Annotated in this window: 18 protein-coding genes; 15 read left to right on the plus strand and 3 right to left on the minus strand. The window is 53.4% G+C overall.

Going from position 1 to position 22771, the window contains the following annotated elements; genetic code table 11:
• Nucleotides 1–70: 70 nt before the first annotated feature.
• The 6 genes from ACZ5BI_RS01065 (at nt 71) to ACZ5BI_RS01090 (ending at nt 8428) form a co-directional block, all read left to right on the plus strand.
• Nucleotides 71–1258, plus strand: coding sequence for a cobalamin-independent methionine synthase II family protein (locus tag ACZ5BI_RS01065; RefSeq protein WP_464896427.1), 1188 nt, complete (start codon nt 71–73; stop codon nt 1256–1258).
• Nucleotides 1259–1277: 19 nt separating this feature from the next.
• The gene (gene manA / locus ACZ5BI_RS01070) at nt 1278–2462 is read left to right on the plus strand and encodes a mannose-6-phosphate isomerase, class I (protein WP_278611401.1); all 1185 of its coding nucleotides are present in this window, start codon (nt 1278–1280) and stop codon (nt 2460–2462) included.
• Complete coding sequence (locus tag ACZ5BI_RS01075) at nt 2462–3238, plus strand: TIGR03089 family protein (protein WP_464896428.1); 777 nt, start codon at nt 2462–2464, stop codon at nt 3236–3238. Before manA ends, ACZ5BI_RS01075 begins: the two co-directional genes overlap by 1 nt.
• Before the next feature lie 129 nt (nt 3239–3367).
• Nucleotides 3368–3661 (plus strand): WhiB family transcriptional regulator, encoded by a 294-nt coding sequence (locus tag ACZ5BI_RS01080; RefSeq protein WP_022864340.1) that lies wholly within the window; start codon nt 3368–3370, stop codon nt 3659–3661.
• 4 nt (nt 3662–3665) lie between these two features.
• Nucleotides 3666–7103, plus strand: a complete 3438-nt coding sequence (locus tag ACZ5BI_RS01085; RefSeq protein WP_464896429.1) for a glycosyltransferase — start codon at nt 3666–3668, stop codon at nt 7101–7103.
• The gene (locus ACZ5BI_RS01090; protein WP_316086401.1) at nt 7100–8428 is read left to right on the plus strand and encodes a DUF5719 family protein; all 1329 of its coding nucleotides are present in this window, start codon (nt 7100–7102) and stop codon (nt 8426–8428) included. Before ACZ5BI_RS01085 ends, ACZ5BI_RS01090 begins: the two co-directional genes overlap by 4 nt.
• Nucleotides 8429–8509: 81 nt before the next feature.
• On the opposite strand, the gene ACZ5BI_RS01095 is transcribed toward ACZ5BI_RS01090, so the two are convergent.
• Complete coding sequence (locus ACZ5BI_RS01095; protein ID WP_464896430.1) at nt 8510–8920, minus strand: metallopeptidase family protein; 411 nt, start codon at nt 8918–8920, stop codon at nt 8510–8512.
• Between the two features lie 71 nt (nt 8921–8991).
• On the opposite strand from ACZ5BI_RS01095, the gene ACZ5BI_RS01100 reads away from it, so the two are divergent.
• The 6 genes from ACZ5BI_RS01100 to hpf all read left to right on the plus strand — a co-directional run bounded on the left by ACZ5BI_RS01100 (nt 8992) and on the right by hpf (nt 15727).
• Nucleotides 8992–9459 (plus strand): DUF3499 domain-containing protein, encoded by a 468-nt coding sequence (locus ACZ5BI_RS01100; protein ID WP_278611409.1) that lies wholly within the window; start codon nt 8992–8994, stop codon nt 9457–9459.
• Between the two features lie 104 nt (nt 9460–9563).
• On the plus strand, nt 9564–10247 hold the full coding sequence (mtrA, locus tag ACZ5BI_RS01105; RefSeq protein ID WP_038109247.1) for an MtrAB system response regulator MtrA: 684 nt from the start codon (nt 9564–9566) through the stop codon (nt 10245–10247).
• A 6-nt stretch (nt 10248–10253) separates the two neighbouring features.
• A complete protein-coding gene (gene mtrB / locus ACZ5BI_RS01110) occupies nt 10254–12230 on the plus strand; it encodes an MtrAB system histidine kinase MtrB (RefSeq protein WP_464896431.1) in 1977 nt (658 codons plus the stop codon).
• Complete coding sequence (locus ACZ5BI_RS01115) at nt 12227–14011, plus strand: LpqB family beta-propeller domain-containing protein (RefSeq protein WP_316087188.1); 1785 nt, start codon at nt 12227–12229, stop codon at nt 14009–14011. Before mtrB ends, ACZ5BI_RS01115 begins: the two co-directional genes overlap by 4 nt.
• Before the next feature lie 529 nt (nt 14012–14540).
• Entirely contained in the window at nt 14541–14909 is a 369-nt protein-coding gene (locus tag ACZ5BI_RS01120; RefSeq protein WP_316099143.1) for a ComF family protein, read from the plus strand.
• Nucleotides 14910–15058: 149 nt separating this feature from the next.
• The gene (hpf, locus tag ACZ5BI_RS01125) at nt 15059–15727 is read left to right on the plus strand and encodes a ribosome hibernation-promoting factor, HPF/YfiA family (protein ID WP_024059505.1); all 669 of its coding nucleotides are present in this window, start codon (nt 15059–15061) and stop codon (nt 15725–15727) included.
• 162 nt (nt 15728–15889) lie between these two features.
• Here hpf and ACZ5BI_RS01130 read toward each other — a convergent pair whose 3' ends face one another.
• Both ACZ5BI_RS01130 and ACZ5BI_RS01135 read right to left on the minus strand, forming a co-directional pair.
• Nucleotides 15890–17434, minus strand: a complete 1545-nt coding sequence (locus ACZ5BI_RS01130) for a threonine/serine exporter family protein (RefSeq protein ID WP_464896432.1) — start codon at nt 17432–17434, stop codon at nt 15890–15892.
• Between the two features lie 23 nt (nt 17435–17457).
• Nucleotides 17458–19056 carry an aspartate:alanine exchanger family transporter gene (locus ACZ5BI_RS01135; RefSeq protein ID WP_412585511.1) on the minus strand — a complete coding sequence of 533 codons (1599 nt, stop codon included), beginning with the start codon at nt 19054–19056 and terminating at the stop codon, nt 17458–17460.
• A gap of 379 nt (nt 19057–19435) precedes the next feature.
• On the opposite strand from ACZ5BI_RS01135, the gene ACZ5BI_RS01140 reads away from it, so the two are divergent.
• Genes ACZ5BI_RS01140 through ilvC form a run of 3 tightly spaced genes read left to right on the plus strand, consistent with a single transcriptional unit; the run spans nt 19436 to nt 22766 of the window.
• Complete coding sequence (locus ACZ5BI_RS01140; RefSeq protein WP_316086501.1) at nt 19436–21220, plus strand: acetolactate synthase large subunit; 1785 nt, start codon at nt 19436–19438, stop codon at nt 21218–21220.
• A 5-nt stretch (nt 21221–21225) separates the two neighbouring features.
• Entirely contained in the window at nt 21226–21738 is a 513-nt protein-coding gene (gene ilvN, locus ACZ5BI_RS01145) for an acetolactate synthase small subunit (RefSeq protein ID WP_316086499.1), read from the plus strand.
• A gap of 2 nt (nt 21739–21740) precedes the next feature.
• Nucleotides 21741–22766, plus strand: a complete 1026-nt coding sequence (gene ilvC / locus ACZ5BI_RS01150; RefSeq protein WP_278620072.1) for a ketol-acid reductoisomerase — start codon at nt 21741–21743, stop codon at nt 22764–22766.
• Nucleotides 22767–22771: the final 5 nt, after the last annotated feature.

Raw genomic sequence — 22771 nt, forward strand, 5'->3', positions numbered from 1 at the left:
TGGTTGCGGCGGAAATCCGCCGGCGCCCTCCAAAAATCTTATTGTTAAGTAACTAGGGAAGGGGATAATAATGCCCGTAAAAACTACCCATGTGGGGTCACTGCCGCGAACTCCGCAGCTACTAGAAGCCAATAACCTGCTGTCCGCCGGGAAAATCAGCCCCCAGCAGTTCGAAGAAATTATCGAACGTGCCTCCGCGGAAGTGGTAGCCAAGCAACGCGAAATCGGGATTGATATTGTCAACGAGGGCGAGTACGGACACGTTACCTCGGGGGCGGTCGACTATGGCGCCTGGTGGAACTATTCTTTCTCTCGCCTGGGGGGACTTACCCAAACCGATGAGGATCGTTGGGCAAAAACCGAGGTTATTCGCTCTGAGCCCGGCAATATCCGGCTTACTACTTTCACTGACCGGCGTGACCGCAACCTATTTCGCGAAGCCTATGAAGATCCGGACTCGGGAGTTCTCGGTAACCGCAACTCCGTAGGTAACCCGGTGATTACTGGTCCGCTTAGCTATATCGGGGCTGACGCTGCTCGCCGGGATGTAAATCTATTGCTCAAAGGGCTGCAAGCTAATGGCCTGGATGCTTCTTCCGGCTTTATCGCCGCTCTTTCGCCCGGATCTTGCGCGCGGGTAGATAACCGTTATTACCGCACCGATGAGGAAGTAGTCTGGGCATGTGCGGATGCGATGCGCCAAGAATATAAGATCATCACCGATGCCGGTCTCACGGTGCAGATTGATGATCCCTCTATCGCGGAATCCTGGGATCAGATCAACCCGGAACCTTCACTAGAGGACTACAAAAAGTTCATCGGGGTGCGCATCGAGGCTCTGAACTGGGCGTTAAAAGATATTCCTACTGAACTTACCCGTTTCCACGTGTGTTGGGGGTCTTGGCACGGTCCACACACTACCGATATTCCCTTCGCCGATATTGTGGAGGACGTGTTGCGGGTCGATGCGAGAGGCTACACTTTCGAGGCCTCTTCGCCGCGCCATGCCCATGAATGGCGTATTTGGCACGAATACCAGTTGCCGGCGGACAAGGTGCTCATCCCCGGCGTGGTATGTCATTCCACCAATATCGTGGAACATCCCCAGCTGGTAGCCGATAGGTTGTCGCGCTACGTGGCGGCAGTTGGCCCGGAACGGGTAATCGCTTCTACTGACTGCGGGCTAGGCGGACGTTTGCATTCCTCAATCGCCTGGGCGAAACTACAGTCCCTGGTGGCTGGGGCACAGCTGGTTTAAGGCCAGGAGGGTTTCTACCTTGCTGAGGCTTTCCGGGGCGGTTAAAGATTACGCTTGGGGATCTCTCCGCGCTATCAGTGATTTCACGGGGATTGATTTTGAGGGTCGGCGAGTGGCCGAACTCTGGTTTGGTGCTCATAAAGGAGCGCAGACTCTGGCGGAAGCGAGTCCCCTGTCGGAAGTAATTGCCGCCGATCCTGCGGGGATGCTAGGGGAAGATGTTTCGGCGCGCTTTGATGGGCAGCTTCCCTTTCTGCTGAAGATAATTGCTCCCGAGCAACCATTATCTTTACAAGTACATCCGGGAAAACAGCGGGCAGAGGCCGGTTTTCAAGCAGAAGAAGAAGCGGGAATTCCTCTAGATAGTCCGCGGCGAAACTATCGAGATCGTAACCATAAGCCGGAAATGATTTTCGCGCTTACCACTTTCGAGGCCTTCGCTGGGTTTCGCGCGCCGCGTCGGGCTAAAGAGGTATTAGATAATTTGAATGCCCCGCTAGCACGGGAAATGCTAGAAACTTTGCGTGCCTATCCCGGTTATCGTGGTTTACGGGCAGTGGCGCGTAAACTTTTGGCGCCATTAGATGAGGAACGTCGAATTCAAATAGAGGCGGTAATCACCGCTTGTCAAGATCGCTTAGATCGAGGCACTTCCCCCTCGCTGAGGGTAGACCGCCAGGCAGTAGCGCTCGCGCGTACCTATCCCGGTGATCCGGGAGCCGTCTTATCCTTGCTGCTTAACCCGGTTACTCTACGGGCGGGGGAGGCGCTATTTATCCCTACCGGCGCGGTGCATGCCTATGTATCGGGATTGGGGATTGAGATCATGTCTGCTTCCGATAATGTGTTGCGTGCCGGGCTTACCCCTAAACATATTGATGCTGGTGAAGCCTTGCGGTGTATGGATTTTCACGGTGCGCCCCCGGTGCGGATCGCTCCGGAAATGAATGGGCGAGGCACCGGGATCTACTATGCGCCAGTAGATGATTTTGAACTTTCAGTTTCCGAGATAACTGGTGGGGAATGGATTCCGATTCCCGGTTTCGGTCCGCGAATACTATTAGGGGTGTGCGGTGATTTAGAAGTCGGAGTTGGCGGGGAAGTAGAAACTATCTGTACCGGACAAGCAATTTTTGTTTCAGCAGCTGAGGGGACAGTGCGCGTGCGAGGAAACGGAAAGCTAGTGCAGGCGGGAGTACCGTAATGGAGATTAAATCTTTTTGGGATAACTCTTGGGTCAGTGCCCTGTCGGGTTATTCTTCTCCTTGCCTTACCTGGTACGGACAGGATCGTATAGAGCTCTCGGGGCAGGTAGTCAATAACTGGTTTACGAAGACTCAAAATCTTTTGGCCGGTGACCTAGCAGCCGAACCTGGCGGGGTTTTAGCTCTGGGATTGGGGCTTTCCTGGCGTGATCTCCTGTGGCGAATCGCCGGGTGGGGGTTAGGGCTCACGGTGAAGAATCTGACAGCTGATGCCCCTGGCAGTAAAGAGATGACAGATCTGATTGCAGATCCGGATCTGGTTGCCTGTGCAATCAGCGACCCGGCGGCCGGCTCTGGCTTTGTGGAAAGCGGAATTGAAACCTATCTTGTCAGCCTGTCTCCGCTGGCTTGGCGTTACCCGGAGGCTTTGCCCGTCGGATTTCTAGACGGTAACCGGGAAGTGCTCGCTCAAGCTGATCAACTACTGTTCCCTTTACCTAGTGAAAACTTTGCGCTGGCAGATACCGATTTTCGGGTAAGCGTAGACGGAAAAGCAATCGCAGATTTTTCCCGCTGGTGTGAACAAAAGGTTCCGGGGCGCCGAATCTTGATCAAAGTAGCTGAGGATGCGACTCCACAATCCTTGGCGCTGGTGGTCGGGCAGATTTGGCGTTATCAGGGCGCAGCAGTAGTCCTAGAGCCAAATTGTGGGGAAATCGAGAAAATTTCTTCTGTGGAACATATTGCGGAATTTATTGAACTGAACTGCAGGTAGATAAGATTTCTAATCTTTAATAAGCGCAGATGCTACAGAAAATCTATACCATTTTTTTGGGTGACTTCCCCGAATGACACGCTTGTAGTTTATACTCTTATAGACACCTATTTTTGCGAGGAGATTAATATGTGGAACATTTTTGGCGAGGGACCCATCTCGTCTAATCCGCAATCCTGGCAAATTGGGCAGGATGACCAAGGCCCCCTCTCCTGGCAAGAACAAGCGTTATGTGCCCAAACCGACCCCGAGGCGTTTTTCCCCGAAAAAGGGGGTTCTACCCGGGAAGCCAAAGCGGTTTGTGAGCTCTGCGAGGTTCGCGATGAATGCCTCAGTTATGCCTTAGAAAATGATGAACGCTTCGGAATCTGGGGCGGTCTTTCAGAACGGGAACGGCGCAGATTGCGGCGCAATGTAGGGTAGCCCAGTGGCCTGTGCCTCTGAACCAACCGCTTCCTACCAGCATCCCAGCGTTCAGGTTTTTATCGCCACGCGGGGTCTTAGTCCCTACCTGAAACAGACTTTAACCGCGCTGCGTGCATGCCGTTACCCCGTAACCTCCCTGGTAGTCGTAGATACTGCCGCTGATACTACCCTCACTCCCGCTCAGCTGCGTCCCTACGCGCCTCTACATTATTCCCAGGTAAAAGCCAATAATTTGGGGCAGGCAGTACGCCTTGCCCGCGCCAACAATCTGGAGGCCGTCGACTATCTGTGGATGCTGCATGATGACTCTGCCCCTGACCCGGAATGTCTGGGGCAACTTGTCCAAGTGTTCGAGAACTCGACTACCCTGGGGATTGCCGGTCCGAAAGCCCTGGATTGGGATAAACCGGAAACGCTGGCCTCGGTAGGTATCCACGCTACTCGGGGCGGCGAGCGCCTTACTCCTTTCGATCCGGGCGAGGTTGACCAGGGGCAATATGACGGTATCAGTGATGTGCTGGCGGTAGGAACCGCAGGACTATTGATAAAAGCCCAGCTTTGGGATCGTTTGCGGGGCACTAACCCTCTGCTAGGAAAATTTACTGAAGGATTAGAACTGGGACGGCGCGCACGCATGGCTGGCTACCGCGTTTGCCTGGTGCCAGCAGCCCGTATTTACCACGCGCAAGCCGGACTCTTCGGGTTACGCGAATATCTGGAGCATCAAGACTCCGCTAGTGGGATTGCCGATACCAGGAACGAAAATACCGAGGAGAAGCAGGATACAAAGTCTCCCGGAGTAGGCAACCAGGTGGAAACGCCAGCGGATAAGTCCGCTCCGCTAACGGAAAATCTGTTGACAGCGCAGGCGCCGTCATCACCAATGGGGAGCAGGCAGGAGGATCGACAAAAAGAGCGTATCCAAGGGGAAGAGGAAAACGCCACTGAGGATTACGAACAGCTGGAAACTGAAGAGGATGGGCAACTGGCAGAACCGGATGCTCCCGTTCCTCACCAGCCAGTTTACGTTTATGATCCGGTTCCGGTTACCCCACTGGTTCTAGAGGCTCCCCGGGAAAAAGAAAACTCCTATCCGGAGCGGCGCGCCGATAAGTACCTCTATCGTGCCCTAACTATCAGCTCGGTGCTTCTGCCATTATGGCTTTGTTTACTACCTCTAAAATCGCTGATGATAGCCCTGATGTGGGTGCTACGCTCTGCAGGTCAGCGAGCAGCAATAGAGCTCAAGGCGGCGAACCGAGTATGGGGATCGTTAGGGAAAATCCTGGCGGCGCGGCGGATTCAGCGGCGACAATCCCAGATCTCGCGGCGCGAACTTGCCCGCCTGGAAGTACCAACTAGCAGGGTACGGGAAAACCGGCGTCTGATTCGGCGGGTAGACCGCGAAAGCGGACAGGAAGTGCTCAAACTAGGGACAGTAGCGAAATCCCAGTTGGACAAGGTAACTTGGCACGCCCAAATCATCGCGTGGCTACTCGCCCTCTTCTTCCTTAGTATTAGTCTTTTCGGGATGCGAGATTTCCTTGGTGGAATGCACGGAGGATTCTGGAGTGTGCTGCCCGGAAGCTGGCATGACTTTTGGATATTGGCAACCAATTCTTGGCGTACTTTTTCTACGGGGATTATCGGCCTCCCGGATCCGATTGCCTATCCGCTGCTGGCTATTACCGCGCCTTTCGCTATTTTCGGCATTGCTCCCACCACCGTATTGCGTTGGTTACTGGTTTTGTCCCCACTGGGCGCGGGAATGGGTGCCTGGCTGGCATCGGCAGCCCTAACCCGAGTAAATTCGGTGCGTGCCCTGATCGCTCTTAGCTGGGGCGCAGCGCTGCCGTTCTTGGTTAGTGTGCAGGCAGGAAATATTGCTGCTGTCCTCGGCCATGTCTTCCTTCCTCTGGCAGTATGGGGAATTATTTCGTTCTTTGACCTGCGACGTCCCTACCTGTTGGCGGGAGTGCTGGGAACAGAGACTTATCTACCAAACTATTCGCGCCGCCTCCCCGCAGGCCTTGCAGCGCTATCTCTAGTAGTGGTGAACGCCGCCGCCCCCTGGCTGTGGTTAGCTGCTTTAGTCTTCGTGCTAGTTTGCAGCCTGAGCGTAACGGTAAAGAAGCATTTACCCTGGCGGCGTAGCTGTGCGTACCTAGGGGGCGGTCTAGCGATACTGGTTCCCGCGTTGGTAACGCTGTTACCGTCTCTTATTTGGGCGTTACGCACCCATAGCATGCGAGCATATCTATTCCTGACGCCCTCGGCGTCTACCCCAATAGCAATTCGCTCTCAGCTGCAGCTTTGGGGGCAAATACTATCTGGCGTTCCGTTATATCTTGGAATAGCTGCTCTCAGTTGCGTGGCAATAGCCGCGGTCGGAGCTTTATTTACCGGACGAGAGTTACTGGCCACCCGTATAGCGTGGGTATTTACCCTGGCAAGCGTGGTGATCGGAATGCTTGCGCTGACACAAACAGTGGCTCCCGGACAAAGTCCCTGGCTGCTTTCGGTGTTTTCGGTAGCGCTAATGGGACTACTGGTGTCCACCTCGCTGGGATGGAGTGCGATCCAGCCTCCCAAACGGCTTCGTTACCTGCTGGCAAGCTTAGTTACGCTGGCGCTGGTACTTCCTCTGGCTACCATAGCTACCTGGGCGCTGCCCTCGGCGAATACTCCCTTGCAGGTCGGTTCTGACCGCTCACCAGTCGCGTTTTCGATTTTATCGGCATCGGAAAAACGAACCCGGATGCTGCTGATAGATAAAGACGGGGATCGCTACCAGGTGGCGATGCGCCGGGAAGCCGGACCGGGACTACTGGCCACCAACTGGCAGATTCGAACCCAATCCCCTGCCCAACATACTTCCCCCGAAAGTGGGGTGCTGACGGCGCTAGTAGCGGGAAATGACCGTCAAGCTGCAACCAAGTGCGCAGATTTAGCGGTAGAACAGTTACTGGTTACTAAGCAAGCCGCCGCTGACGGACTGGACTCCAAACTCATCTCTTCCAGCTATTTTCATCCGGTAGCTACCAATGATGATTACAGTGTGTGGCGCCTGGACACTTCCAGTTTTATTCCCGCTCGCTCCGATGCGCGAGTGAGAATCGGTGACGGAAAGCGCCAAGAAACGGTTCCGGCAGCAGTGCTAAGTGCAAAGAAGTCTCTCGCGCCCTCCCCGAAGAAACGTGAGCTTTTACTGGCAGAATCAGCTTCGCCGGCCTGGAAAGCCCAAATAGCTGGGCGGGATCTTCAGGCTCGATCTAAGGGAGGGCTCCAAAGTTTTACTATTCCGGCCGGCGGGTCCGGAAATCTCCAGGTGAACTTGGCTAGTCCAGGACGTTATCTGGTGATAGGACTATTCCTGCTGGTTTACCTAGGTGCTGCATTCACCTGCCTGCCTTTGGGGGACAGGAGGAAACAAAAATGAAAAAACCCGCCTTTAAATCTGTGGTTTCCCTGTTCTCGGCGCTAGCGATTCTGCTAGCTGCCTTGGCGCTTGCTTTGCTGATTCCCAAAACGCTTCCCGCCACCTCCATCCCTACTAATAGCGGCCGCGAGGTGGCAGTTCCGGCAGGAATCCAGCAAGTTATCTGCCCGACTTTGCCCGGAGAGGGCGCGAAGGCCTGGGTGGAAGGGATCTCGGAAACGGGATCTGCGCCGCTAACCGATGCATCCGGGAACGCGCTGGCAAAGGACGCTGCTCACTCAGTGGGCAAATCTGGGTTGACACTACAGGTGAAACCAGTAGCAGGTAAAAATGCCGCTGCTTTGGGATATGTTAGCAGCAACGGGAAAGAGGACGAGAACGGATTTTTCGCGGGCCTGTGCGCTGCCCCCACTAATCGCGCCTATTTTCTGACTCCCGGCACTACCACCGGAAATGCTTCTACTTTGCATTTGCTTAACCCGTCCGGAGCGCCTCTTACTGCTCGGATTCAGATTTGGACGGAACAGGGTCCCTTGGCGGCTAAAGTCACGCAAAATATCCCTGCCCGCGCTAGTACCTCTCTGGTTTTAGATGGGCAAGCTCCCGGGTATAACCGGCTCGGGGTGCTAGTAGAGGCCGAGGGGAAGGGGGTGAGCTCTTGGGTCAGTTCCACTTTGGCGACTGGAGCCCAAAAGGCTGGCGCTGTGCATTCGCCGGCTCTAGCCGCCCCTTCCCAAGAAGTGCTGATTCCAGCAGCTAAAATTACTGGTAAATCCAGTTTGCGGGTGCTTAATCCTAGTAGGGAAGTGGCGAATTTGCAGGTATCCCTCCTGGATGTAAAAGGGGAAACCCCGGTGCCCGCCCCCAATAAGTTGCAGGTCGCGACAGAAGCAGTTTTCGATATTCCTCTGGCAGGAGTAAAAGACGGCCTGGCTGCGGTCAAGGTTCAATCAGATCAACCGGTAGTGGCGGCGGTCTTCGCCCCGGAGACCTATGCAAAGAAGGATACGCTGGCAGTTTATCCCTCTGTGCCGCCCAGTACTTCGGGAGCAGTGCTGAGTAATCAACAGGCGGCTAATCTGGCTTTCGAAAGCGGGAAAGAACAAAAAATTGTTTTATCTTCCGCCGGGAAAACCCAGGAGGTAGCGGTAAAACCGGGCGTGTTGACCTTAGTGAAAGTACCTGCGGGTGTTTGGCAATGGCAAAGTGAAACTGCGCTGCACGCCGGTCAGCTGGTGGGAGATCCTGCCGGAACTTTTCGAACTATTGGGGTCGGGAAAGCAGCTAGGGAAATAGCTGCGATTACAGTAAAAACTAACCCCTAGCCGCTAATAGGGGTCTCAATTGGGTAGATCCTGGCTAACAGTATCCCAAATATACTGTTCGAAAAATTCTTGCGCTAATAACTAGAAGTATCCGGGAAATACCTCTTCGGGTAAACAGCCAATTTCAGTACTGAGGTGTTCCGCCAGCACCGCTTTAACTGCTTGTTCTAGTTCCTGACCGCTGCGACAACGCCACTGGATCGGCAAGCGGTAAACCACAATTCTAGTAGCCAGCTTCCCGCCCTTATCTGCGGGAAATAACCGTCCTAAGACCGCCTGTGGAGATTCCCAGTCAGCCGGATCCGAAGGAGGAATATCTTCCACCCCAAATTCGATACGGTTTACTACCTCATGCTTGCGGGTAGCCTGGGTAGCCAAATCCACTACCAGCTGATCAAATTTTTCCCGCCTCGTCCTCCAAGCTGGGATCATCGGCAAGAAAGTCACTCCGCGCGCCCCGCGTCCGTGGCGATCTCGCCTATTTCGTGTCAAACCCCTCACGAGAACGCACCTTACCGCGAGTTAGACTTGGGTTTTATTTCCCGCGCCGCTAACGTGCAATTGTGCGGGTAACTAGATCTTGTTCAAAAAATGGCTGCAACCAGGTGGCAGCCGCTACTTTAACCTATGTGTATAAGGATTCCACTGCTGTCCTCGGCCCCCTTGCTACCCAGGCAGAACCGCACGCCTATGATCTTTGCGCCGAACACGCAAACAATTTGACCGCTCCTCGGGGTTGGCAGGTTGTTCGGTTAGCCAGTGAGTTTACTCCTGCCGAGCCCAGTGATGACGATTTAGAGGCCTTAGCAAATGTGGTGCGGGAAGCTTCTAAGCGGCGACATATTCCCACTGCGAAAGTAAATAAGAACTGGGATGGGCGGCTGAGCCCCGAAGCCACCAGTGGAGGCAGCGGACATGTGGGGCACGAGTACGATGCGAGCGTTAAACAGGGACTGACTGCGGAGCGTCGTAAAGTGCAAGAGCAGCGCCGTGGACATTTACGCCTCCTACCGGGAGGATTGCCGGATTAAACCAGCCAATAGGTCAGACATAGATTCTACCGATCGAGCCTATAAATAAAGCAACAGCCTAGCAATAGCGCCAAAAAATGCATCGGCGTGGCACAATAGAATTCATGACCGTGAAAATTTTGGTAGTGGACGACGATGAGGCACTTGCAGAGATGGTGGGCATTGTGATGTCAACCGAGGGCTATAAGTCAGTGTTTTGTCATCACGGTGATCAGGCTTTTGATATTTTTCAGGAAAGTCAACCGGATTTGGTGTTGTTAGACGTGATGCTGCCCGGCAAAGACGGAGTGGAAATCTGCCGACAGATTCGCACCGTATCCGATCTGCCGATTATCATGCTCACCGCTAAATCAGATACAGCCGATGTGGTGGCAGGGCTAGAAGCGGGAGCCGATGACTATATCCCCAAACCTTTTAAACCCAAAGAACTGGTAGCCAGGATTAAAGCGCGGTTGCGGGGACGTACTAGCGAGGGTCAGGACGAGGACGTAGATCTGGGTGATCTTCATATCAACGTGGCGGCTCACGAAGTTTTCCGTGGCAATGAACGTATCGATCTGACTCCTTTAGAATTCGATTTATTGCTAACCTTGGCGCGCTCGCCGTGGAAAGCTTTTAGCCGGGAAGAATTATTAGAAGATATTTGGGGATACCGTCACGCGAATACTGATACTCGTTTAGTGAATGTGCACGTGCAGCGGCTGCGAGCCAAGATTGAAGAAGACCCGGAACATCCCAAGATTGTGCGCACCGTGCGAGGAGTTGGCTACCGTGCTGGAGGCAACTAGGCGGCTATGAGCAGCCAACCCCCAGCCCAGGAGGCAGCGGTCAAAGAATCGTCCGGCAGCTTTTGGGGATTGCTGCGGGACAAACAATGGCGATCGGCTTTTAGCGCCCTGGGAAACCAAGTCGCGAACTGGCCGATAGTGCGTTTTTTTCTGTCTTCGATTTCTGCGCGACTAACCGCACTAATGGCATTAGCCACCGCGATGATGATGATCATCTTGATTGTTTCCGTAACCTCGCATGTATCTAATGGGGTTTTTCAAAAACGTTTAAATATTGTGCTGCAAGATGCATCTTTGCGCACAGAAAGTTTGCAATCTGCTTTTGATGCCACGGTGACCGATTCCGTCAGTGGGGTACAAGATGCGGCCTATACCTTAATGTCAGATCAACGAGATGCCTTGACCGGTGCAGGCGGGGTAGGAGCGATGCTGCTGCGGGATCCAAATGAGACTCGCCCCCTGGCGATCAACGAAATTATTGACCCGGAACAACGCGTTTTAATCACTCCGCAGTTACGGAAAGCGGTTGAGCAAAAGGGCGGACTTCACTGGCAATCAGTGTCTTTGAAAAACTCGCAAGAGCAGAAAACTCCCGGTATCATTGTGGGTTCGCGAGTGTTTCTACCTTTGGTGGGTAGCTATGAATTCTATATGGTCTATTCCTTAGCCTATGAGCAACAAACCATTTATATGGTGAACCAGGTACTAATTTTTGGAACAGTGGTGCTGCTCGGGGTGTTAACAGTCCTGATGGCAGCGGTTTCTTATTCGACTATGGCGCCTGCGCGGCGAGCAGCAAAAGCAGCGCGCAAAGTCTCGGCCGGTAATCTGCAGATTCAGCTGCCGGTACGCGGTAGGGATGAGTTAGCGCAGTTATCCCAAGCGTTAAACGATATGGCCAGCTATCTGCGAGAACAGATTAGCGACTATGAAGAGCTGTCAACTTTACAGCAGCGATTTGTATCTGATGTTTCCCATGAGCTACGTACCCCGCTAGCCACTATTAGGATGGCGTCCGATTTGATTTATGATGAACGCGACCAGCTTTCGCCGACTAATGCCCGCTCCGCCACGATTCTGCACCGCCAAGTTGACCGTTTCGACAAAATGCTGGCGGATCTCATTGAGATTTCCCGAATTGATGCCTCCGTGGCCAAGCTTTCATTATCCGAGGTAAATCTGGGTTCTTTAGCGAGTGGAATTCTAGAATCTAATCGCACTCTGGCAGAAAACATGGGAGTAGAGGTAGTTTTAGAAACCTACGGGGATACCGTGGCGCAGGTAGATGAAACTCGCGTCAGCCGGATTGCCCAAAACTTGCTGGTGAACGCGATCGAGTTTGCGGAAGGTAAACCAGTGAAGGTTACAGTCGCCGGTTCAAAAACCGCAGTGGCTTTGCAGATCCGCGATCATGGTGCCGGTATGACTGACGCGGTTGCGCAACATGTTTTTGATCGTTTTTACCGGGCGGATCCTTCCCGCAAACGTACCACTGGCGGTACCGGCCTGGGGCTCGCAATTTCTGCCGAGGACGCGGCTTTGCACTCCGGGTTACTCACGGTTTTATCCTGCCCCCAGCAAGGTTCTGCTTTTACTCTGCTATTGCCCCGCCAGCAGGGAGAAGAAATTGCGGATTTGCCAGAAGAAGTTGAAAACCAGGATTTGATTACCGCTCGCTCCCAGTGGGCTATCGACCACCCAGAAGACATTATTTTGTCGGAGGATCTAGAGGATACCGCTTTGGAAGTGCGCCACTTGGAGGCGAGTGACAGCCCTCAGCAGGAAATTCCCGTGAGTGCAGCAGACAGCCTACCCCGAATGCCGGCTGAGATGCCTGCCGATATGAAAGAGTCAACTGCCGCTCAGCCATTGCCGCATATGCCAGCGCCCGACACGGTGATTGATGTTCAAGAGCGGATTAAGAATCTGGAAGGTGACGATGCTGCGCAAACCAGCCCGGAGGGAAAGGCAGAGACTCAATGAACTGGTTTAGTCGTGAGCTTCGGCATTGGGAAAAGCAATTGCTGCGGAGGTGGCGAAAAGATTTACCCGCGTCTTTGCGAAAGTCTGCTGCGTCCTCGAAAACCTTAAGAAATGGGAAAATCAGCGAGAGGAAGCGGCTTCGCTTGGGGATCCTGTGTACCTGCCTAGCTTTCACTTTGGCGGCTTGTGCATCCCTTCCTGACGCCGGGCCGGTGCATGAAGGCGAGGTGAATCCGGATTCTCGTAACCCGCTCGCCCAGTTGGCTACGGGACCGATTGATGGATCAACTCCCGAAAAACTACTGGCGGATTTCCAACAGGCCTGTGCCGCAGGTACTTACGATGACTTTGGAATTGCTAAACAGTTCCTAACCTCTGGTACTCGGCGCAGTTGGCAACCGAAAACTCAAGTAACCGTGCTGAAACCGAAGACGGAACTAAAAATAGTTTTTGCTGATGGATCGAAATTGGCTACCGGAAGTGGACAACCGGTATTGCGGGTCAACAAAGTGGGAATGAGGCAGAGTTTCCGGGAAGAGGAAACCGTTAAATACGAGTTGACGAAGGAGGGCGGCCAGTGGCGGATCAGTTCGCTGCCTGACGGAGTGGTGTTAACCAATACGGCGTTTAAGAATGCTTATTCGAAGCGAAACGTTTACTACTGGTCGAGTGATCATCACTTTTTAATTCCTGATCCCCGGTGGGTGCCGCGTAAGAACATTGCCCAATACTTGCTGACGGCACTGTTTTCTGCCCCTACCATTGATCTTGAAGGTGCGGTGAGTGCGACAGAGCCGATCACCAAGATTCCTTCTAACTTGGTTACTATGCAAGGTCGCAAAGCCATGGTCGAACTGCCCGACACTTTGCGATTACGTTCTGAAACGGAAATGGCAAGGATATATCAGCAAGTAAATGCCACTTTATTGGGGATTGCTGGGATTGATGAGGTTACAGTTTCGCAAAACGGTAAAGCTCTACCGGATCCTGCTGAGCAGTCAGCCCCGGTAAAGAAACAGATGATGCTGGGGGTTAAGAATGGGGCGGTAATCGAGGAATCCGATACCCGCTCCGGGGTATTTACAACGGCACAAGACTTGGGCGGGGAAATTACTTGGCCCACTCCCGGGCCAGTCGGCACTGATTTTCAGGTAGCGATTCGCGGAGGCAAGGAACTGGTACGCTTGCAACGCGGAAAAGCCCCCCAGGTTCTTTACCGAGGCGAGAATCTGCGGGTTCCGCAAGTTGACCCTTGGGGCTGGGCATGGACTGGGGACGCTTCCAAACCCGGGGATATGGTGGCAGTAAATAGCCATTTTCAGGTGGCGCGAGTGAAAATCTCTGAGGGTGAAAACTGGAAAATCCCGTTTTTTGCGCTCAGTGCTCCCGGGGTGCGCGGCCTAATCTTATGGCAGGTGGGATACAGTTTCCAAGGTAGAATGGCAACCGTGATCCGAGCAGAAGATGGTACCCCTACCCAGATAAAGGTGGGCAAGCTAGGTACCGATATCTTGTCTGAGGTAGCTTCGGCAGCTTGGATTGATTCGGGCCAGGTAGCAGTTCTACAGTCCGGAGGTAACCCGAAAATACAGGTGCTGGCGGTGAACTCGTATGATGAAACCTTTGAGGCGGCGCCGAAGTCTCAATACTTGGTGCCCAATCCTTCCAACGGGAATGTGCAGGTAGTTAACGAGCTAGGAACGCGGCTGGGGCATATCCAACAGTCGTGGCGGGTACTCGGAAATGGGGTTTCTTATCCCGCATTTGCGGCAAGCAGTTAGCGTTAACATCAGCTCGCGTCTAGTTTCAGATTTTTCTTAGCTTTGATGGTTTCAGGTGCTTTGGTTCCCAAGGCCAAGCGCTCCAAGTTTTCCAGAGAGAATTATTTTCTGAAAACATCACTGCAGTTGAAGCTAGCAAGCTGTATCTATGGCAGACCATCTTCTTTCCAGCCATCCTCAAAAATTATCTACTCTAGTCGGAGCGCAGGTGGCTAAAACCTATCGAGATTTTTCTACCTTGATATTTCCGGAGAGTTGCCCCGGTTGTGGGCAGTTGGATACCCGGTTATGTGATCGGTGTAGAGGGATATTTTTGCGCGCTCCCATAACAGTTAGTTCAGCTATTCCCCTTGATGCAGGTATAAATGAGATTTGGACTCTCAGCGTTTACCGGGGCTCAGCTCGCAAAGTTGTATTGGCGATGAAGCACTCGCGATCTGCCTACTACCAAGAGCTACCACTCTTTTTTGGAGCGGCAGCCGGTAAGCGCCTCGCTGCCAGTTTTCGGAGGCCGGTTATAGTATGTCCTGTGCCGTCAACTTTTCGGTTTGGCAAAACTGCGATCTCTTCTACCGCTGGCAGGTTGGCTGCCGGAATTGCCTCCTCATTGGAGGCCGAAGGGGTATCAGTAGGGTTATCGGGCTTGTTAGAGCTCAAAGCAGGTAGTAAAAAGCAGGCGGGACGCAGTTTTGAGGAGCGGGTTCGCGGGCGGACAGGAAGTATGCGGCTGGCAGCGGGGGCAGATTTTGATTTTAGTAAGGAAGTGTTGCTAGTCGATGACGTGATTACCACGGGAGCGACCATTCGGGAGGCAGCTCGGGTAATAAATGGGGAACACGCACAGGTGAAAGCAGTGTTCTCATTTAGCGTAGCGGAAGGCAGCCTCAAAACCCCTTAATCATTCCCGGTAATGCGGTAAAATTTTGGTACTTGAAAAGCCCAAAGATGGGCGAAAGGGGGTGGTAGCTGCAATCACCGCGACCGGAATGATCCGGATCGCATCGATTCGGGATCTTTGATCCCCATACTGTGCCCTGGAGGACACCAATGGAAATTATCGTTGAAGCACGAAACGCTGAAATCCACCCCAATTTCCGCCAATATGCCGAGGAAAAAGTCGCTAAGGTTGAACAGTTTTATCCGCGGGTTCAGCGGGTAAATGTGGAACTCACTCACGAACCAAATCAGCGGCAAGCGGATACTTCCGAGAAAGTGGAACTGACAGTTTTCGGAAAGGGGCCGATTATTCGCGCTGAGGCCAGTTCTTCTGACCGTTACGCCTCAGTAGATATTGCTTGTGGCAAACTATATGAGCGGCTGCGGCGCGCCCGTGACCGGGCTAAGGATCATCGCCGCCACCGGGATTCGCACCGTCAAGAAGAGCCTTTAAAGATTGAGGAACTCAATTTGAAAGATGCGGCGAAGGCGGTCACCCCGAAAGATGATGAGTTTTCTCCCGATATTGCGCGCGAGAGGAAAATCGGGGTAGCTGATGAAAGCCAATTAGGCGATTCTCCAGTGGTGGTGCGGCAAAAACTACACGAAGCATCAGTGATGACTGTTAGTGAGGCGCTTTACCAAATGGAACTGGTGGGACATCCCTTCTTCGTGTTTATCGATTCCGAAACCATGCAACCGTGCGCGGTCTATCACCGTCGTGGCTGGACTTATGGGGTTATTCGCCTGGATGCCACCGCGACTCCTCGGGAAAAATAGTCGCCGTAGTTGCCGATTATTTGCTTTTAGTGACTAGTAGCTAGCTAGAACAGTTGGTTTTTAGTCTATAGCCCGTGGCCTAGATGCCTAGGAACAGGTAATAAACCCAGAAAATCAGGAGGGGGTCGCTGACGATCGTCAGCGACCCCCTCCAACTATTAGTCAGCGCATCTGGAAACGGCGATTGCCGTCATTCCACCCAGTTTTTTCCAACAGCCGGGGCTGTGCGGTATCACGGTCAATCCGCCAGCCGGGATCAGTGAGCATTCTAGAAATCGCTAGCCCCACTCCGATGGATAAAACCACAAAAAACACTTGGACAAGAGCGGCGGTGGCTTGGGGAATATCACCATTCGAAAGGTGAGTAATCGCGGCGTAGAGGGGCACTCCGGGAATCATGATCACCACTGCGGGCACTGTCAGTGAGGTACGGGAGAACCGGAAACCGCTGAGGCGAGAAATAAAATGTGCCACGATCCCAATAGTTAAAGCCGCCAGACCTACGGCTGCCTGCGGTAGCATTCCCTGTGTCACCAGAAACAGTCGTCCCACATTGGCAAATCCCGCAACCAGGGCAGCGCAAATTGCCACTTGCGGGCGGATGGAAAACAGCACGGCGAAACCAAAAGAAGCCACCACCGAACAGGTAAATTGCAGCAAGTATAGAGCTACTCCGGTGACCGGGAAAGCCGTGGGTGGGTCAATATGCCACTGAAATAAGGTGGCAATCATCCAAACCGATATTCCGGCTGAAATCACCAGCATAATAACGTAGGTCATGCGGGAAATTCCGGCTAGGAAATCCATTCTTACCAAGTCCAATATCGCGGTTACCAGCGGGAATCCTGGAACCAGAAACAATACTGCGGAAATAATTCCTTGCGGGTGGCCAACCGAAACCAGCCCAGTCAACACCAGTGCTTGACTAACTCCCATGTAGATCAAGGAAGCAAGCAGACCACAAAGCATCCACACCCCAAAATGGTTGGCGTGACGTTTTAGCATCGCGCGACGCAATATCTGTCCGCAAAGAGCCGCAATCGCCACCACTAAGCATTCGACCAGTCCGCCCCGGTTAAGGAAACAAAAGCCTGCGCAGGCAACCCCGGAGGCTAGGCAGTTAATAACGGCAGGATAAGGTGGCTTGCGGTGGACAATTTCGTCGATACGCTGTTGGGCGTCCTCCACTAGCAGCCCCGGTTTTAAAGCGCGTACAAACAGGCGTAAATCATCTAGTCGCGCAGCATTAGTCCCGAATGTACGTTGCTCATGAGACTCAGTTCGGAAAGTTCCATGCGCATAAACCGAGGTGACTATCTCGGAAAAAGTTACTTGCGAGTGTTGCGCTTCAATCCCGACAGCGTTGGCCAGTCTGGCCATCGAAAATTTAACCAGATAGGCACTAGCACCCGCCGCTAACAGAGTGCGTCCCAGGTGGGTTACTACTCCAGATTGGGCAGCTAGCCGGTCGCGTAAGGCGCGAAGCTCGTCATGCTCGCTACCGTGGGGATTAAGAGTATCCCCTTTGGACTGTTGTAAAGCGTCTTCTGCGGACGATTCGCTTTTTTCTGCGCCGATGTTATTTTGGGTGGATCCTTGCTTCATAAAATAATTATCTCCCCGCACCTCCGCAAGTATCCAGGACGAAAGAGTTAAATCAGGGGCGATAATTATTACAATGCGCCAGCCCTGACCGGGCTGACGCATTGTAAAACTAAAGTATCGACAGGCTACAGGCCACCGATGATTTGCGCGATTAGGATCTTACCCACCATCGCCAAGGGGTAAACCAGGGAGTAACCAAGCGCCACTCGCGGATCAAAGTTAGTGCGGTTATTCGCATAGGCGAGGACGGCCGGCTGAGTTTGCGCCCCAGCCAATAGACCAGATAGGCGGGTTCCACCCATCTTGAACGCGTAGCGCATCACGAAATACAAACCGAAGCCTACGGTGAGGGTAACTGCCATACCTACCAGTAGAATCCCTAGCCAAGCCCCGGAGGTAAAGGCTTTCATAATCTGTCCGCCAGCGTTATACCCGGCTTGTGCCAAGAACACCAGCAGACCAAACTCGGCAAGCACCTGACAGGCGGTATAAGGCAAAGCGGTGGGGAAGGGGCCGATCCGTCCTACTCGGCCAAATACCAGCCCTACTAGCAGCGTTCCAGCTGCAGAACCAATCGTGAAGTATTCGCCACTAGGAGTAAGGATGGGGAACTCGCCGATTAGCAGTCCCAAAACCATACCAATACCTAAAGCTACCGGGTTAATAGAGGTCAAACCGGTAGTAGAGTCCCCAAAGTACTTAGATAGCTCTTTAAGGTTCTTGGTGGGCGCCACAACCCGAACCCGGTCTCCCATCTGAAGTACCAGGTCAGCGCGCCCTAACATATCGGTGTCGCCACGCCGTACCCGCGACACAGTCGCTTGGTAACGGTCCTCCAGGCCAAGCTCCCCTAAAGTGCGTCCAGCCAGCTTCGGATCAGAAATAGTTATCCGGCGATAGTCCCAATCCCGCCGGTCGGCAGCAAGGGAAATAGAGGAATCATGCCCCAACTCAGAAACCACTTCAACTACCAAATTCTGCGGACCAACCACGGTCACCAGACAGCCTTTACCGAGTTTAGTGTCGGCAGTGGGGCGCACAATCGGCCCGTCCTCGGTTTCCCGAAGCCGAGAAAAACGCACGTTTTCGCCAACATGGGCACGAATATCGCGCACCGAAGGGAGGTCATCCCGCTCAACTCGCACCGTGCGAGAAACCAAAGATGCGGGGCGGTCTTTATCGTTCTTGCCATAGTTGAGAGCTAAAGTAGCTACGATTAGCATTCCGAAAACGCCAAACAAGTAGGCAATGGAATAGGCAACTGTTGCCGACTGCTCATCACCAGAGGCCGCGCCGGCAGCAGCTAGAGCGGGGGTGTTAGTAATTGCGCCCGCAAAAGTACCGCCGATAGTGGCCGCATCCATTCCCGCGATTTTGCCTAGCAGGCAGGCAACTACGCCCCCGCCGGCTAACACCGCGAAAGTAGCGGCCATAATCCCTAAAGATTTCTTCAGAGAAGCAAAGAAAGAATTACCCGAGTTTATCCCGATAGCAAAAGCAAATAGAGCCAGACCGAGTTTTCCGAACTCATGCGGGAATTTGGAAACCATATCCACGCCATAGGAAGTGCCCCAGGCAGAGATCCCGATCGCTAGGAAGAGGACGGCAGCCGCCCCCAAACCGATTCCTTTGATCCGGAAATGACCCAGGTACATCCCGATCCCGATTAACCCGAAAAGTACAAGTACCGGCTGTTCTGCCAGGTATTGGAAGACTGTCTGCACGGTTCCTCCTTGTAAAGCCATAAGACAGTATTCATCTTGTCATAGCCTCTCCTAAGATTGTCAGACCAAAGTCCATTTAAGAGGTGAAAATAGGGAGGAGTGGGTCACCATTACGGTGAAAATCGATACTTGTCCGGTAGGTCAACTTAGCTTCGCGTATCAAAACGTGAGACGAAGCCCAGTGCAGAGGGTGTGAGACGTAGAGTTTAGCCTGTTATGACGAAACGAATTATTGAGCTAGTCGCCCTAGTACTGCTGGTACCAGGGAGGGCTAGACACGTCTAAAATCGTTTCGAGACGTAGCAAGCCCTAGGTAACAGCACCTAGGGCTTTTTTATTTATAAAAATCAAAGAAATATTTACCAGAACGGGGAAAACGATGAGCAACAAGGAGCAATCACCGGGCGCGGCGCCTCCTCCCAAAAGGATGAGTGGAGCGCGGGCGGTGGTCGCTACCCTGGAACGCCTGGGAGTGACCGATGTGTTTGGTTTACCCGGCGGGGCAATCATGCCGGTTTTCGATGCGCTCTATGACTCGCAGATCAACCAGATCATTGTGCGTCACGAACAAGCCGCGGGACATGCGGCGGAAGGTTATGCACTCTCGAGCGGGAAAACCGGAGTAGCAATCGTAACTTCGGGGCCAGGAGCCACCAATCTGATGACCGCTTTGGCGGATGCCCATATGGATTCGGTGCCTCTGGTGGCAATCTCGGGGCAGGTGGCTGCTAGTGCTATCGGTACTGACGCTTTCCAAGAATCTGACGTAGTCGGAGTGTCGATGCCGATTACCAAACACAATTTTTTGGTAACTGAGCCGGAAGAGATTCCGGTTACTTTGGCGAAGGCCTTCCATTTGGCCTCTACTGGCCGTAAAGGCCCGGTGTTGGTAGATATTGCCAAAAATGCCCAAGTTGGCGAACTTGATTTTTCTTGGCCGGTAACAGTGGATTTACCCGGATATAAGGTGCCGAGTAAACCACACGCTAAGCAAATAAAAGCCGCTGCGAAGTTGATGGCGCAGGCAGAGCGCCCCGTCCTCTATGTGGGTGGGGGAGCGTTGGCGGCCGAAGCGACGGCAGAGCTAAAGGAACTGGTGGAAGTTACCGATTTCCCGGTGGTACTGACTTTGACCGCGCAGGGAGCCTTCCCGTCCTCGGATCCCCATTGTCTGGGAATGCCGGGAATGCACGGTACGGTGCCGGCAGTGACCGCCTTGCAGCGCGCCGACGTGATGGTGGCGTTAGGGACACGTTTCGATGACCGGGTAACTGGGCGCCTGGATGCTTTCGCTCCGGATGCGAAAGTGATTCACGCCGATATTGACCCCGCGGAAATCTCCAAAAACCGGGTAGCGGATATACCGATAGTGGGAGACCTGCGGCAGACCCTACAGGGACTACTGCCGAAAGTTAAAGAGGAAATGCAGCGTAACCCGCGGGACATTTCCGGTTGGAAGCACCATTTGGATTACATCTGTGAGCGTTACCCGCTTGCCTATGATGAACCAGATGACGGTCTCCTCCCCGCCCAATATGTGGTCAAACGGATCGGGGAAATGGTCGGTAAGGACGCCATTTATTGCACTGGCGTGGGGCAGCATCAGATGTGGTCACAGCAGTTTTTGCCACATGAGAACCCGCGCGGCTTCCTCACTTCCGCTGGTTTAGGGACGATGGGGGTAGCAATTCCCGAGGCGCTTGGAGCGCAAGTAGCTAACCCCGGGGCGCAAGTCTGGGCGATTGACGGGGACGGTTGTTTCCAGATGACCAATCAAGAACTCGCGGTCGCCACCTTAGAGAATCTACCAATTAAAGTGGCGATTATTAACAACTCGGTGCTGGGAATGGTGCATCAATGGCAGGAACTGTTCTTTGACTCGCGCTTTTCGGGCACCTTGCTGCAAGACGGAGAAGGCGGCAAAGATATTCCCGACTTCGTGAAACTGGCAGAAGCCTATGGAGCGCTAGGTTTGCGGGCTCGCACCAAAGAAGAAGTTGACCAGGTAATCACGCAGGCGATGGAAACCAATGATCGTCCGGTGGTGATTGATTTTCGCGTCTCTACCGATTCCCAGGTCTGGCCGATGGTGCCGGCCGGGGAATCAAATAGCAATGTTATCTATGCAGGCGGGCAGGGCCCGGTCTGGGAAAATGAGGAGTGATAGTGATGGATAATCGCCACACCCTTTCCATCTTGGTAGAAAACCAGCCCGGCGTGCTTGCACGGGTAGCTGCCCTGTTTACCAGGCGGGCCTTTAATATTCATTCCCTAGCGGTCGGAGAAACCGAAGAACCAGCGATTTCGCGGATAACCGTACAGGTAGATGCAGAAGATTTGCCTTTTGAGCAGGTAACTAAACAGTTAAATAAACTGATAAACGTGTTGAAAGTGGTGGAGCTACACCCCCAGGATTCGGTTACCCGCAAGTTTGTGCTGTTCAAAGTAAAAGCGAATGCAGACAACCGTTCCCAAGTGCTACAGATAGTGGATCTGTTCCGCGCTTCGGTAGTAGATGTTCACCGCGAATCCCTGGTCATCCAAGCTGCCGGGGTGCAATCGAAACTCGAGGCACTGATGGAGACCTTAGCGCCTTACGGTATCAACGAAATCGTGCAATCGGGGGCGGTCGCCATTGGCCGTGGCCCGCGTTCAATCACAGATCAACTAAAGGAGAAGTAACAATGGCTGAAATCTTTTACGACACTGACGCGGATATGGCCGCACTCGCGGGTAAGAAAGTTGCCATTATCGGTTACGGTTCGCAAGGTCACGCCCACGCCCTCAACCTGCGGGACAGCGGGGTAGAGGTAGTCGTGGGGCTGCGGGAAGGCTCGTCCTCGGTAGCAAAAGCTAAAGAACAGGGTCTCGAGGTCAAATCGATTGAGCAGGCAACCTCCGAAGGGGATATCGTGATGATTCTTGCTCCCGACCAGGTGCAGCGGACGGTTTATGCGCAGCAGATTTCCCCGAATCTGAAACCGGATGCCGCGCTTTTCTTCGCCCACGGCTTCAATATCCGTTTCGGTTACATTCAACCCGGTGCTGGCCACGACGTATGTATGGTGGCTCCGAAAGGACCCGGTCACAAGGTACGTGCCTCCTACGAGGCTGGCTACGGTACTCCGGCAGTTATCGCGGTGGAACAGGACGAATCCGGTAACGCCTGGCAAGTAACTAAAGCCTATGCGAAAGCTCTGGGGGCAACCCGGGCAGGGGTAATTCAGACTACCTTTACCGAGGAAACCGAAACTGATCTTTTCGGGGAACAGGCAGTGCTCTGTGGCGGGGTATCGCACCTGATTCAAGCCGGTTTCGATACCTTGACCGAGGCCGGTTATCAACCGGAGATTGCCTACTTCGAGGTTTGCCACGAGATGAAACAAATCGTGGATCTGATCAACGAAGGCGGAATCACCAAGCAGCGTTGGTCCTGTTCAGACACCGCCGAATACGGCGACTACGTGTCGGGGCCGCGAGTGATTACCGATCAGACCCGCCAGGCTATGCGCGACATTCTGTCCGATATTCGCGACGGTTCATTCGCGCGGCGTTTCATCGATGACCAAAACAATGGAGCTCAGGAGTTTAAACAGATGCGTGCAGCAGAAGAAGCCCACCCCATCGAGAAAGTGGGGCGCGAACTGCGTGCCATGTTCTCGTGGAATCAAAGTGATGATGACTACCAAGAAGGGCAGGCGCAGCGCTAAGGGCG

This window comes from Varibaculum sp. GTC20041, from assembly GCF_055387755.1.

What these genes read in the sequence shown, in the direction of transcription:
- hpf (WP_024059505.1), top strand. Translation starts at nt 15,059, where the DNA reads ATGGAAATTATCGTTGAAGCACGAAACGCTGAAATCCACCCCAATTTC.
- ACZ5BI_RS01140 (WP_316086501.1), top strand. Translation starts at nt 19,436, where the DNA reads ATGAGCAACAAGGAGCAATCACCGGGCGCGGCGCCTCCTCCCAAAAGG.
- ilvN (WP_316086499.1), top strand. Translation starts at nt 21,226, where the DNA reads ATGGATAATCGCCACACCCTTTCCATCTTGGTAGAAAACCAGCCCGGC.
- ACZ5BI_RS01065 (WP_464896427.1), top strand. Translation starts at nt 71, where the DNA reads ATGCCCGTAAAAACTACCCATGTGGGGTCACTGCCGCGAACTCCGCAG.
- mtrA (WP_038109247.1), top strand. Translation starts at nt 9,564, where the DNA reads ATGACCGTGAAAATTTTGGTAGTGGACGACGATGAGGCACTTGCAGAG.
- ilvC (WP_278620072.1), top strand. Translation starts at nt 21,741, where the DNA reads ATGGCTGAAATCTTTTACGACACTGACGCGGATATGGCCGCACTCGCG.
- ACZ5BI_RS01075 (WP_464896428.1), top strand. Translation starts at nt 2,462, where the DNA reads ATGGAGATTAAATCTTTTTGGGATAACTCTTGGGTCAGTGCCCTGTCG.
- ACZ5BI_RS01090 (WP_316086401.1), top strand. Translation starts at nt 7,100, where the DNA reads ATGAAAAAACCCGCCTTTAAATCTGTGGTTTCCCTGTTCTCGGCGCTA.
- ACZ5BI_RS01130 (WP_464896432.1), bottom strand. Translation starts at nt 17,434, where the DNA reads ATGCGTCAGCCCGGTCAGGGCTGGCGCATTGTAATAATTATCGCCCCT.
- ACZ5BI_RS01115 (WP_316087188.1), top strand. Translation starts at nt 12,227, where the DNA reads ATGAACTGGTTTAGTCGTGAGCTTCGGCATTGGGAAAAGCAATTGCTG.
- ACZ5BI_RS01080 (WP_022864340.1), top strand. Translation starts at nt 3,368, where the DNA reads ATGTGGAACATTTTTGGCGAGGGACCCATCTCGTCTAATCCGCAATCC.
- mtrB (WP_464896431.1), top strand. Translation starts at nt 10,254, where the DNA reads ATGAGCAGCCAACCCCCAGCCCAGGAGGCAGCGGTCAAAGAATCGTCC.